General features: G+C 36.4%; 8 protein-coding genes. 5 read left to right on the top strand and 3 right to left on the bottom strand.

The window, feature by feature from the left end:
- Window positions 1–29: 29 nt before the first annotated feature.
- On the bottom strand, window positions 30–572 hold the full coding sequence (locus tag Q0947_RS06295; protein ID WP_299393726.1) for a DUF4377 domain-containing protein: 543 nt from the start codon (window positions 570–572) through the stop codon (window positions 30–32).
- A 142-nt stretch (window positions 573–714) separates the two neighbouring features.
- On the bottom strand, window positions 715–1,650 hold the full coding sequence (locus Q0947_RS06290) for an SPFH domain-containing protein (RefSeq protein WP_299393723.1): 936 nt from the start codon (window positions 1,648–1,650) through the stop codon (window positions 715–717).
- A gap of 169 nt (window positions 1,651–1,819) precedes the next feature.
- Here Q0947_RS06290 and Q0947_RS06285 point away from each other — a divergent pair, with 169 nt between their 5' ends.
- Window positions 1,820–2,497, top strand: a complete 678-nt coding sequence (locus tag Q0947_RS06285) for a hypothetical protein (protein ID WP_299393720.1) — start codon at window positions 1,820–1,822, stop codon at window positions 2,495–2,497.
- A gap of 92 nt (window positions 2,498–2,589) precedes the next feature.
- Here Q0947_RS06285 and gltX read toward each other — a convergent pair whose 3' ends face one another.
- Entirely contained in the window at window positions 2,590–4,101 is a 1,512-nt protein-coding gene (gltX, locus tag Q0947_RS06280; protein ID WP_299393716.1) for a glutamate--tRNA ligase, read from the bottom strand.
- Window positions 4,102–4,386: 285 nt separating this feature from the next.
- Between gltX and Q0947_RS06275 the strand changes: the two genes are divergently transcribed.
- The 4 genes from Q0947_RS06275 (at window position 4,387) to Q0947_RS06260 (ending at window position 11,621) form a co-directional block, all read left to right on the top strand.
- Window positions 4,387–7,815: a DUF4175 family protein gene (locus tag Q0947_RS06275; protein ID WP_299393711.1), complete on the top strand. Its 3,429-nt coding sequence runs from the start codon at window positions 4,387–4,389 to the stop codon at window positions 7,813–7,815.
- Window positions 7,802–8,212 carry an rRNA maturation RNase YbeY gene (ybeY, locus tag Q0947_RS06270; protein WP_299393706.1) on the top strand — a complete coding sequence of 137 codons (411 nt, stop codon included), beginning with the start codon at window positions 7,802–7,804 and terminating at the stop codon, window positions 8,210–8,212. Before Q0947_RS06275 ends, ybeY begins: the two co-directional genes overlap by 14 nt.
- A gap of 148 nt (window positions 8,213–8,360) precedes the next feature.
- On the top strand, window positions 8,361–10,232 hold the full coding sequence (gene mnmG, locus Q0947_RS06265) for a tRNA uridine-5-carboxymethylaminomethyl(34) synthesis enzyme MnmG (protein WP_299393702.1): 1,872 nt from the start codon (window positions 8,361–8,363) through the stop codon (window positions 10,230–10,232).
- Window positions 10,233–10,754: 522 nt separating this feature from the next.
- Window positions 10,755–11,621: a class I SAM-dependent methyltransferase gene (locus Q0947_RS06260; RefSeq protein WP_299394976.1), complete on the top strand. Its 867-nt coding sequence runs from the start codon at window positions 10,755–10,757 to the stop codon at window positions 11,619–11,621.

Here is an 11,621-nt window from a genome sequence, read left to right as displayed (position 1 = left end):
AGTAATTCAGTTCGTTGTTGGCAAGAAATTTACTTCAGTTCCACCAATTGTAGGTCATTATTAGGGAGTCTTTTAAAAGTTCCCACAACGAAGTCTTTATTTTCTAAGGCTGCATTGAGAGCATCGCAAAGCGTATTACAATCAATCTCAATCTGATTTAAAAGTTCGTAGCCTGAATTTGTTGTCACAAAACTCTGACCATTTGTTTTTAAATCAATATCAAATAGAATTTCAGGATCTACATCTTGAGTCGAAATTATTTCTTTCAACGTATATTTTAAAGAACTGGCATCTTGAGGCGGATTTTTAACCTGCTCAACCACTACTGAAAGATCATAAATTTTCCCTGGTTTATAATCAAAACCTTCAATGGTATTATATAATTTTGTCCAATTATCTGTTCCAATAGCATTTCCTTCTTGAACAAGAAAAGTTAAAAACAAACCTTCGCCCATTCCTGTATTTTGATAATGATTCACACGCATGTTGATAATTTTTGTTTGATGGTCATCATCACTGGAACAAGAAAATAAGATTCCGACGATCATTAACAATAAAATTTTTGCTCTCATATGTTTTAGGTTTAGGTATTGCTATGAAGATGCGTAAGGATACAATTGGTTGCGTTAATACCAACTAAAAGAAATCTAGCGTTGGATAGAGACTATTAAAAACTAAAAAGCCCTTCACATCTGAAGGGCTTTTTATTGATGATTACTTTTTCAAATCGTTTTCTTTCTTCTTGTTTTTGGCTTCTTTCATGGCTTCACCAATCTGATTACTTGCCGTAAAACTAGCCACCATATTGTTTAACATATCACTACCAGCTTGAGGCGAATTTGGTAATAAAATCAAGTTACTATTTACATGTTCACCAATAGACTGAAGCGTATCATAATGCTGTGTTACCACAATTAGTGCAGACGCTTCCTGAGAATTAATACCCACTTTATTAAGTACTTCTACTGATTCCTCTAAACCACGTGCAATTTCACGACGCTGATCAGCAATACCCTGACCTTGTAAACGTTTGCTTTCTGCTTCCGCTTTTGCACGTTCTACAATTAAAATACGCGCAGCATCACCTTCAAATTGAGCCGCTATTTTCTCGCGCTCAGACGCATTAATTCTGTTCATGGCAGCTTTTACCTGTGCATCCGGATCAATGTCTGTTACAAGCGTTTTAATGATGTCATAACCGTAATCTGACATCGCATCATTCAATTCCGTTTTAACGGCGATAGCAATATCATCTTTCTTAACAAAAACGTCGTCCAATTTCATTTTAGGAACTTCTGCACGTACCACATCAAACACATAACTGGTAATTTGATCGTGTGCATAATCCAGTTTGTAAAAGGCATCATATACTTTTTCTGAAATCACTTTAAATTGAACAGAAATTTTTAATCGCACGAAAACATCATCCAAGGTTTTTGTTTCAACAATTACATCCAATTGTTGAATTTTCAGGCTCATTCTACCTGCCACACGATCAATAATTGGAATTTTCATTTGTAATCCCGAATGTCGAATGACTTGAAATTTACCAAAACGTTCAATAATGGCAGCAGACTGTTGCTTCACGGTAAAAAAAGCAGAAATGACTATGACAAAAATAATAACAGCAATAATCGGAAGAGCAAACATAAAAGGAGTTTTAAGGGTTAGACTATGTAAAATACTAAATTAAACTATAATTATCCTGAAACATGCATTTTCTTCAAAAAGCTAAGTGTCAGACTAATTGTTTTTCAATGAATTGAGGAATTTATTAAAAAAAATATCGAAATTTGTCTCACGAAACATCTCAATTCTTATGAAAAATAAACTAATTATTTTATTAGTCGTCTTAAGTGTAGCTTCTGTTACACATTCGTATTCACAACAAACTGTAAGAACACGAAATACGCTCGGTCTTTATGGTGGTATTACACAGTTTGATATAAAAACAGATAATTTTATTACTAAGAGTGGTCAAGGTTGGATTGGCGGACTTACTGCAAGTGTGGAGTTGCCGCACAAGTGGTACACGGTAAGTTATAACATTCAATTGACTGAAAACAGACTTGGTATAATGGCCAAACCGACACTTTTAGAGGCTCCAGAGGAAGTTGATTTTACGATGTTGACCGCGCAAGTGGCATTTTTGGTTCATGTTAAGGTTGTAAAAGAGTATGTTACCATTGATTTGGGCCCTATGATTCAATATAATGGCGATTTAGAGGTGAAAAATAAAGATCAGGAGAATTATATTATTGAAAATTATAGCCGCGTTACGGCAAAGGATATTTATAAGATTTCTCCTTTTAATGTGAACGGTGCCATTGGTGTTTCTGCTGGTTTTCCGTCGTTTAAATTGAGAGGACAATATATGTACGGATTTACCAATATTTTGAATCAGCTGAATAATGAAAACTTTGCTGGAGAAACAAACAAGAGTAAGTTTAAAGGGAATCAGAGCATGCTTGCGTTAACGGCGATCATCACATTTTAATTATTTAGAGTAAAAATTTACCGTTCCTAGAATGTAAAAAGGCTTAGTTTCACCTATTGAAAACTAAGCCTTTTTATATTAAACCTTTTGAATTATATGGTCTGAACCAATTTTTCAATACGTTGTGCGGTTTCTGCTTTTCCAATCATAAAGATGATTTCAAACACATCAGGACCTTGCATCGCACCAACTAGCGCTAATCTTAAGGGTTGCATCACTTTACCGAAGCCGACACCTTTTTCACCAATCCATGCTTTCACATCAGCCTGAATGTTATCAACCGTAAAATCTGAACTGTGATTGATAATTTGAACCAATTCATTCATCAGTTCTCGGGTATCGTCATTCATGATTTTAGCAAATGCTTTTTCATCATAACTTGTGGGAGCTTCAAAAAGGAAGGACGATAAATCCCAAAAATCAGAGATAAACGTGGCGCGTTCTTTAATCATGCCCACTACCAAAGCCACATAATTTACATCAATGGATGCTAATTGTGGTGTACTATTTTTAAAAGCTTCCGCTAATTCATCATCATTTTGCATTTGCATGTACTGATGATTGAACCATTTAATTTTATCAGGATCAAAACGTGCTCCAGATTTGTGGACGCGTTCCAATTCAAAAGCTTGGGTAAGCTCTTCCATTGAGAATAACTCTTGTTCCGTACCTGGATTCCATCCTAAAAATGCTAAAAAGTTAACCAAGGCATCATTAAAGTAGCCGTCTTCTCTGTATCCACGTGAAACATCATTAGATTCAGGATCTTGCCATTCTAAAGGAAATACTGGGAATCCTAATTTATCGCCATCACGCTTGCTTAACTTTCCTTTTCCGGTAGGTTTAAGCAATAATGGTAAATGCGCAAATTGAGGCCTGTCCCATCCAAATGCATCATACAATTGAAAATGCAAGGCTAGGGAAGGCAACCATTCTTCACCACGAATAACGTGCGTAATTTCCATCAAATGGTCATCAACAATATTCGCTAAATGGTAGGTTGGCATCCCATCACTTTTAAATAAAACTTTATCATCTAAGATATTCGTATCAATGCTAATATCACCTCTAACAATATCCGTTAATTGTAAAGTTTGGTCTTGTGGCGATTTAAATCGGATGACGTAATCTTCTCCATTATCTAATTTTTTTTGAGTTTCCTCAGCAGATAATGAAATGGAATTCAATAGTAAATTTCTATTATGCCAGTTATAAATAAAGGTTTTCCCTTTTGATTCATGATCTTTTCTATGGTGTTCCAAGCTCTCAGCAGTGTCAAACGCATAGTAAGCATTACCCGAAGCAATTAATTGTTCAGCGTATTCTTTATACATATGCTTGCGCTCGCTTTGTCTGTAAGGACCAAGTTTTTCGTTCTTACCTGGACCTTCATCATAAGGAATATTGCACCAGTTTAAAGCGTCAATAATATACTGTTCAGCACCTTCAACATAACGGTTTTGGTCTGTATCTTCAATTCTCAATACAAAGGTACCATTATGTTTTTTGGCAAATAAATAGTTGAATAATGCGGTACGGAGACCACCAATATGAAGTGGCCCTGTTGGACTTGGTGCAAAACGCACACGAACTTGATCAGTCATTTTGTTTAATTTAAGAATACAAAGATAGATTTTTCAAATGCAATCCGGAAGATTCGAGGCAGGTTTAGAGTCCAAAAGTGTATAATCCTAAAATTGGTCTCAATTGATGAAAGCTAACATAGGCATGTGAATAAATTTAAAATTTCGATTTGTAAAACGTCTCTTTTAGTACAAAACATTCCAAACCTGAATTTAATTAACAGCAGCTTATCTCTCAAGGGGAATTTTAGCTTAAAATAAAATTGTAATTTAGTAGGTTATATAGTCAGTGCTTCTAAACCATTTATGAACAATTTCAAGAACATACAGAATAAACTTGAGCAATTTATCAGGCGGTATTATACCAATGAATTGCTAAAAGGCAGTATTCTGTTTTTCGCTATTGGGTTGCTCTATTTTTTGATAACCTTGTTTATTGAATATGTTTTGTGGTTGAATCCAACGGCCAGAACCATTTTATTTTGGGTTTTTGTGGCGGTAGAAGTAGGACTGTTTGTGCGATTTATATTGTGGCCATTATCAAAACTGTTCAAACTTCAAAAAGGGATTAACTACGATGAAGCTTCAAAAATAATAGGAAAACATTTTCCTGAGGTGAGCGATAAATTACTGAATGTACTGCAACTGCAAAGAAACACAGAACAATCAGAATTATTATTGGCCAGCATCGAACAGAAATCGGCCGAATTGCAACCCATCCCTTTTAAAAGAGCCGTTAATTTTAGAAAAAACGTCGCTTACTTAAAATATGCTGCCATTCCTGTCGCAATCTTATTATTGACATTTTTAACTGGACATTTCAATTGGTTTAGTGATAGCTACGAACGCGTAGTGAATTATAAAACGGCTTACGAGCCACCGGCTCCTTTTCAATTTTTTGTGGTGAATGACGATTTGCAAGCTGTAGAAAATAAAGATTATAAATTGGTCGTGAAAACTGCCGGAAAAATTGTTCCTGAGAACGCGCAGATTCATTACGCTGGCGAAACCTATTTTTTAAGACAATCCACTCCGGGTACTTTTGAATATGTGTTTCCGCAGATAAAAGATGCCGTTACATTTACACTATCTGCGAATGAAGTCGTCTCAAAACCGTATCAGTTAAACGTGGTGATGGTACCTACTTTGGTCAATTTTGAAATGGTTTTAGATTATCCGGCGTATACCAATAGGGCGGATGAAGTTTTGAAAAGTACTGGGAATACTACGATTCCTGAAGGAACCAATATCACTTGGAAAATCAAAACCCGTTCTACGGATCAAGTGGTCATGTATGCCAATGATACTGTAGGTTTTGAAAAGAAAAGCGCTGGCCATTTTGAAGCCTCTAAACGGGTGTTTTCACGTTTGGATTATACTATCGTTACAAGTAATGCATCGCTTAAAGATTATGAGAATCTCGCATATAGTATTCAGGTGATTAAGGATGGTTATCCTGAACTTAATGTAAAGGTTGAAAGAGATACTATTGACCAGCAAACGCTTTATTTCTATGGCCAAGCGAGTGATGATTATGGTTTAAGTAAGCTGCAATTGATGTATTATAACTCGGAAAATGAAGCTGATACGAAGATGGAATCTATTCCTATCAGCACATCAAATTTTACTGAATTTATCACTGCTTTTCCAAATAATTTAGAATTGGAGGAAGGTGTTAATTACGAATTGTACTTCCAAGTGTTTGATAATGATGCTATTCACAACCACAAATCCGTTAAAAGTAGTGTGTTTACCTATCGAAAGTTGACGAAAGGCGAGGAAGAGCGCAAGCAATTGCAGGAACAAAGTGAAACCATAAAAGATTTAGACAAATCATTAGATAAGTTAAAGCTTCAGGATAAGCAATTGGAGGAGTTGTCAAAAACACAAAAGGAAAAGGAGCAACTCAATTTTAGCGATAAAAAGAAGCTTGAGAATTTTATGAAGCGTCAGAAACAGCAGGAGGAAATGATGCAGAATTTCAATAAGCGCCTTAAAGAAAACCTTGAGAATTTTCAAAAGGACACTACTGAAAAAGATCCTTTTAAGGAAGATTTGAAAGAACGATTAAAAGATAATGAAGAGCAACTTAAAAAGGATGAAAAACTTTTAAAGGAGCTTGAGAAAATTCAAGATAAAATCCAAAAAGAGGAGCTGACTGAAAGGTTGGATCAGTTGGCAAAACAGAATAAAAATAAACAAAAAAGGTTACAGCAACTGTTAGAGTTGACCAAGCGTTATTATGTGGCAAAGAAGACAGAAAAATTACAACAGGAGCTTGAAAAATTAGCGGAAGATCAGGAGCAGTTGTCAAAGGAAGATAAGGATTCCAATACCAAGGAAAAGCAGGATGAGCTCAATAAACAATTTGAGGATTTTCAAAAAGAATTGAAGGAACTTCAAAAAGAAAACGAAGCTTTACGTAAACCGATGGATGTGCCGCAAGATCCTGCTACAGAAAATGAAATCAAAAATGATCAGCAGGAAGCCTCTGACCAACTTGAAAAGAAAGAAGCTTCTGAGAAGAAAAATGATCAGAAGGGTGCTGAACAGAAACAAAAAGATGCGCAAAAAAAGCAACAAGATGCTTCAAAGAAAATGAAACAGATGAGTGCTAAAATGGCGCAATCTATGATGGGTGGAGGAAAGGAGCAGTTACAGGAAGATGCCGCTATGTTACGTCAGATTTTGGATAATTTGGTGTTATTTTCTTTTGATCAGGAAGCCTTGATGAAACAATTTAAAAGTATTCACATCAACCATAATCAATATGGCAAATTCCTGCGTAAGCAAAGCAGTTTAAGAGAACATTTTGAGCATATAGACGACAGTCTTTTTGCATTATCATTGCGACAACCCAAACTGTCAGAGGACGTGAATACGAAAATCACGGAGGTGTTCTTCAATATTGATAAGTCCATGGGCCAACTGTCAGAAAACATGTTATACCAAGGTGTGGCAACGCAACAATACACGATTACTGCAACGGATGATCTTGCTAGTTTTTTGAGTGATATTCTTGATAATATGGAATCGGAAATGAATCCAGGACAAGGAGAAGGGTCGGGAAAAGGACAAGGTCAGGGAGGCGGCGGTGGCGGTATGCAATTGCCCGATATCATCATGAGTCAGGAGGAACTCAACAAACAGATGGAAGAAGGTCTTAAAAAGGCTAATACGGGCAAATCTAAAGATGGCGAAGGTGGTAAGGAAGGTGAGGGTAAGGATGGAAAAGAGGGCGAAGGTAAATCAGGTCAAGGTGGTAAAGAAGGCTCTATTGGAGAGGGTGATGGTACTGGTGAGGGCTCTTCTGAAAGTCTGAATGGTGAGCTTTATCGTATCTATCAAGAGCAGCAAAAATTGCGTCAAGCCTTAGAAGAAAAACTGCGTGAATTAGGGAACAATGCCCAAGGCACGCAACTCCTTAAGCAAATGGAAAGCATAGAATCTGATCTCATAAATAAGGGGTTTACGAATCAAACCTTACAACGGATGATGAATTTGCAACACCAATTGCTTAAACTTGAAAACGCGACGTTTTTACAGGGTGAAGAGCAAAAGCGAGAGTCCAATACCAATAGGAGGCAGTTTGATAATACGACCAATAATCAGATTCCGACGGCTAAAGAATATTTTAATACTACTGAAATATTAAATAGGCAAGCATTACCTTTGCAGCAACTTTACAAGAAAAAGGTTCAAGACTATTTTAAAAAAGAGAATGATCAGCTTTAACTACGAAACAGAATTTCAATTAGAAAACGAACTTGCATTGTCTGATTGGATTGCAGGTGCTATCAAGAATGAAGGATTTAATGAGGGGGAAATCAATTATATTTTTTGCGATGACGCCTATCTTTTGGAATTGAACATTCAGTTTTTGGAGCATGATACGTTAACTGATATCATCAGTTTTGACTACACTATGGGCAAACAAATTAACGGCGATGTGTATATTTCTATCGAGCGTGTTAAGGAGAATGCTGAGGAATTTGGTGTAAGTTTTGATAATGAATTAAGCCGAGTGATGATTCATGGCGTACTTCATTACTGTGGATATAAGGATAAAACGGAAGAAGACGAGGCTCAGATGCGCTCGAAAGAAAATTTCTACATCTCCCAATTGGGCTAAGTTTCAGTGAATCAACGTATATTTGCAAACTTTTATTTTGACCTTTTTGACAAGGGCTGCAATTTGGGTTTCTAAATTTAAAGTTGATTTGGAGGTTAAAACGGGTAGTGTTCCACGTGGAACATTTAAGAATTAAAATTTACAAACTATGTTTGAAAACGAATATGATGTGATTGTTGTTGGTGGAGGTCATGCGGGTAGTGAAGCTGCTGCTGCTGCTGCCAACATGGGAAGTGCTACGCTTTTAATCACTATGAATCTTCAGAATATTGCACAAATGTCCTGTAATCCTGCTATGGGTGGAATTGCGAAAGGGCAAATTGTGCGCGAAATTGATGCGCTTGGTGGTTATAGTGGAATTGTGAGTGATACGTCGGCTATTCAGTTTAAAATGCTTAATAAATCCAAAGGCCCTGCTATGTGGAGTCCGCGGGTGCAAAGTGACCGTATGCGTTTTGCTGAAGACTGGAGATTGATGTTGGAGCGAACGCCTAATCTTGATTTTTATCAGGATATGGTTTCGGGTTTGATTGTTAAAAACGATCAGGTTGTTGGTGTAAAAACCTCTTTAGGATTAGAGATCAAAGCGAAATCTGTTGTACTTACAAATGGTACGTTTTTGAACGGATTAATCCATATTGGTGATAAGAGTTTTGGTGGTGGTAGAGCAGGTGAAAGAGCGGCTACGGGAATAACCGAACAATTGGTGCAATTAGGTTTTGAATCTGGTAGAATGAAAACCGGAACGCCTCCAAGAGTTGATGGACGTTCTTTAGATTATTCTAGAATGGAGGTGCAACCTGGAGATGCTGTGCCGGAGAAATTCTCCTTTTCTGATGTAACCAAACCATTGACACACCAACGCGATTGTCATATGAGTTATACAAGTCCGTTAGTGCATGATTTATTGCGCGAAGGTTTTGATCGTTCGCCTATGTTTAATGGACGTATTCAAAGTACCGGACCAAGATATTGCCCATCTATTGAGGATAAGATTAATCGTTTTGCTACAAAGGATCGTCATCAATTATTTGTAGAACCTGAAGGTTGGAATACTGTGGAAGTATATGTGAATGGATTCTCTACATCACTTCCAGAAGATGTTCAATTTAAAGCATTGCGCTCAGTAGTTGGTTTTGAAAAAGTGAAGTTTTTCAGACCTGGTTATGCTATAGAATATGATTATTTCCCGCCAACACAATTGAAGCATACTTTAGAAACGAAGTTGGTAAAAGGTCTGTTTTTTGCAGGTCAGATTAACGGAACTACGGGGTACGAAGAAGCGGCTTCTCAAGGTTTGATGGCTGGTATAAATGCAGCGCTTCAAGTGCAGGAGAGAGATGAATTTATCTTAAAGCGTAATGAAGCGTATATTGGTGTATTGGTTGACGATTTGATTACGAAAGGTACAGAAGAGCCGTACCGAATGTTTACATCACGAGCTGAATATAGAACCTTATTGCGTCAAGATAATGCAGATTTAAGATTGACGCCAAAAGGTTATGAACTTGGATTAGTTGGTGAAAAGCGACTAAAACGAATGGAAGAAAAGCATTCTAAAGCGGAATCTTTTGTTGAGTTTTTTAAGAACACTAGCGTATCTGCTGTATCTATAAATCCGATTCTGGAAGCAAATGATTCGGCTTTGGTAAATCAATCGGGGAAGTTGTTTAAAGTGTTTGCAAGACCGAACATCTCAATGGATGATATTCGTAAAATCGATAGTGTTGAATCGTACATTCAAGAACATGATCTCGATAAGGAAATTATAGAACAGACGGAAATTCAGGTGAAATATTCTGGATATATTGACAAGGAAAAGAATAATGCAGATAAATTAAATCGTTTAGAAGATCTTAAAATTCCAGCCGATTTTGATTATTCTCAATTGAAATCTATGAGTATTGAAGCACGTCAGAAATTAGAAAAAATACAGCCGCGATCTATCTCGCAGGCATCTCGTATTAGCGGTGTCTCGCCAAGTGATGTTTCGGTGCTTTTAGTTTATATGGGCAGATAAATTAGAAATAGAATTCAGATGTTCCACGTGGAACGTACGATTTTTAATGCGGAATTATTCTGTTCTGTAATACATTTTGTTGTTCTGAAATGCGTAAGGACGGAAGTTAAAATTCGAAGTTCTTATCGTATGATTTCAATATAAAAATAACATCACCTTACGGTTTAGGGAATCCTAATACGTAAGGTGATTTGTTTTTTAGGCGCGATGATTTTGATAAAATTGAATGTGCAAATCTCACTTTTTTTAATACGATTTAGAATTACATTGAAGAGTGCAGTTCGTCAAAATAACGGCTTGAATTGTATATTGTGTTGAATCACTTTGAAAATTTTAAGTGGTTTTTAATGCATTCTGATTTTATATTAGTGATCCTTCATATTAAAATATCCAATTGAAAAACAGTTTGAGATGATAGAGGGGAGAAGGTGTTTAATGTATTCTCTGAATAAGTATTCATCAACTGCTATTAAAAATCTATTCTATTTCTTAAATTCGCTTCCTCATTCAGCTCCTAAATACATAAACGTGTCCAATTCAAATCAGAAAAAAGTCTATATAAAAGTAAAAGATCATTCAGTTTCTGGAGAGGATTTTGAATTGCTGTTGAATGAAGAATTGGGAATGCTCGAAACTTTTCCAAGACCGTCTGAAGACCGATTACCTGAATATTATAAAAGCGAAGATTATATTTCCCATACGGACGCCAAACGAAATGTATTTGAAAAGGCCTATCACTTTGTGAAAGGAATCGCTTTAAAAAGAAAATTAAAGCTCATTGAAAGTGTCGTTACAGATTCAAAATCGCTACTCGATGTAGGATGTGGTACCGGCGATTTTTTACAAGTAGCTGCCAAAGCCGGTTGGAAAATTTCAGGGATTGAACCAAATGATCAAGCGCGCGCCATAGCAAATTCAAAAACGCAAAACTCGGTTTATAATACGGAAAAACTTTTCAATTTTGAACCCGACAGTTTTGATGTGATTACACTCTGGCATGTATTGGAACATTTGCCAAATCTTGATGAGCATTTGTCGACGTTTAAAAATCTTCTTAAAGCTGACGGCACATTAATCATTGCTGTTCCTAATTATAAAAGTTACGATGCGCAAATGTATAAAGCGTATTGGGCAGCTTATGATGTGCCAAGACATCTTTGGCATTTTAGTCAGGAGGCGATTTCAAAATTGGCAACAACCGTAGATTTGAAAGTTGTTGAAATTCTACCAATGAAGTTTGATGCGTTTTACGTCAGCTTGCTTTCTGAAAAATATAAATCGGGCCGTATGAATTATTTTAAAGGTTTTTGGAATGGATGGCGCTCAAATATGAAGGCAAGTGCTTCTGGAGAGTATTCCTCGTTAATTTACGTCATAAAGAAGGCTTAA

Origin of the sequence: uncultured Gelidibacter sp. (assembly GCF_947500795.1) — a bacterium.
Classification (GTDB): domain Bacteria; phylum Bacteroidota; class Bacteroidia; order Flavobacteriales; family Flavobacteriaceae; genus Gelidibacter.
This window is presented reverse-complemented; position numbering and strand designations above follow the sequence as displayed.